Below are 2,213 nucleotides of genomic sequence, written 5' to 3'. Positions count from 1 at the left end.
AGACATAGTTACTCTCTAAATAAGCATTAGTTTTTTTTATCTGAAACATTATAATTTGTCCATTGCCTAGCGGCCAGAGAAATTCTATATTTCATCCCGCAGCAGCTAGCCTGAACGGCTTGATTCTCTCTAGAATCAATTGGTTTAGCTCCTGCGATGTTGTGTTTGCAAACTCGTTCTTTTCGAGTTGGGTAGAGTTCTACCAAATGTTTTGTTGCAGTTCTATACTGAAACGAGGCATGTACTTCCTGTATTTATTTTGACCTGTCTGTCAAATTTGTTTACACCGCCTTATGGGCGGTGTTTTTTTATGTGCAAAGAAAAGTAACAATAAGTTTATCAATAGCTGTGCTAATTAATCTTTATTATTTTTCATCGCTAATCACAGAATCAGACACCCACTCAAATAAACAACTGAACACATACAAATAGCACCATTGAGTTGCACTAAAAAGTAACAGAATACTTCAAGATACTCACACTTCTTCAGTACTTATAGACCCGTTTAGATCTCACCAGTTCTATCAATCCAAAATTTCAAAGCTGAGCATGACGATAGCACGTCCAAACGCATGCCTCTGTCTACTGTCAATCCTTCATCATAGACAATAAAAAAGCCGCTTACTTTTCAGTATGCGGCTTTGCAAAATTATTAACGGTTGGTCAACACACCACTATGGGCGGTAAACCTTAACGTTGTGGAAGCCTTGTTCTTGCAAGTAAAGCGCTTGCAGACGGCTCATGACACCACGGTCACAGTACAACAAGTACTCTTTCGATTGGTCTAGGTCACCAAACTGAGTTGAAAGCTTGAAGAACGGGATGTGTTTGATTTCAACACCATCGATCTCTAGCGGGCTTTCATCTTCTTCGTCTGGGCTACGGATATCAAGAACGACAGCGTGCTCAGCAACGGCTTGAACTTGCTCCACTTCTGGTGCCTGTTCTTGGCTCTCTTTCTCGATATCACGGATATCCATAATACGAGCGTTCTCGATCACTTGCTCCAGCACTTCGAAGTTAAACTTAGCTTCTTCCGCTTCTAGTTTGCCTTTCTTCGCTTTCACGGTTGGCTTCTTAGAGATAACACCACAATACTCAGGCATTACTTTAGCGAAGTCTTCAGTACCAATCTTACGAGACAGGTCGATGATGTCTTCTTTGTCCCAGTTGATCAGTGGACGAAGGATCAAAGTGTCCGTCACGTTGTCGATATGACGCAGGTTAGTTAGCGTTTGGCTAGAAACCTGACCAAGAGCTTCACCCGTTACTAGTGCTTCGATACCAAAACGCTCTGCAACCATACCACCAGCACGCATGAACATACGCTTAAGAACAACGCCCATTTGACCGTCTTCAACGTTCTCAAGGATCTCTGCAACTACAGGTTCAAAATCAATAGAGATGAACTTCACCTTTGCAGATGAACCGTATTTATCCCATAGATAATGAGAAACCTGCTTAACACCAATCTCGTGAGCAGGGCCACCAAGATTGAAGAAGCAGTAATGCACTTTAGAACCACGTTTGATGTGTAAGTAGCTTGAAACACCAGAATCAAAGCCACCAGAGATCAAGCTAAGCAGATCTTCTTGAGTACCAAGAGGGAAACCACCTAGGCCTTTATGACGTTCAATAACTTGGTTTAGCTTATCGTTCTCGACTTCAACTTTAACGGTAATATCTGGATTTTTCAGTTTTACTTTTGCTGATTCAACCGCTTGATTTAGACCGCCGCCTACGTAGCGTTCTAGCTCGATAGAAGTAAAATCATGCTTACCACGACGCTTAGCACGTACAGAGAAAGTCTTACCTTCAATAAGAGCACCGCTACGCTCGAGAACTTGCTCGTAAATATTGTGCAGGTCTTTAAATTCTGATTGCTGAACTTCAAGGGAGTGATGAATACCCGGAGTTTGCGTCAATACTTCAAGTGTTTCTTTAAAGTATTTGTCGCTCTCAGACGTCACTTCGATATGGTCACGGCGGTTGAAGACAGCCACAGACTCAGTACGACGCTGAAGAATAGTACGAATATTACGTTCTAGAATCTTTGTGAAGCGCTTACGCACCGATTCACTTTTTACAAAAATTTCCGGGTGGGGCTTAACAATAAATTTCATAGTACTTTCACGCCAATAAGGTTCACAATTTTAATAGGTTCATCACCACGTAAAAGGTCATTTCACATAGTTATTGAAGCAATAATAGAT

Annotated in this window: 1 protein-coding gene; it reads right to left on the bottom strand. The window is 41.6% G+C overall.

Annotated elements, in window-relative coordinates:
* Positions 1 to 674: 674 nt before the first annotated feature.
* A complete protein-coding gene (gene thiI / locus AB4653_RS17905) occupies positions 675 to 2,123 on the bottom strand; it encodes a tRNA uracil 4-sulfurtransferase ThiI (RefSeq protein ID WP_009847462.1) in 1,449 nt (482 codons plus the stop codon).
* Positions 2,124 to 2,213 lie beyond the last annotated feature (90 nt).

It is taken from the genome of Vibrio sp. 10N.222.48.A3 (assembly GCF_041475345.1).
Taxonomy (GTDB): Bacteria; Pseudomonadota; Gammaproteobacteria; order Enterobacterales; family Vibrionaceae; genus Vibrio; species Vibrio tasmaniensis_A.
The sequence above is the reverse complement of the archived record's forward strand: the minus strand, read 5'-3'. Positions and strand labels throughout refer to the sequence as shown.

What these genes read in the sequence shown, in the direction of transcription:
- thiI (WP_009847462.1), bottom strand. Translation starts at nt 2,123, where the DNA reads ATGAAATTTATTGTTAAGCCCCACCCGGAAATTTTTGTAAAAAGTGAA.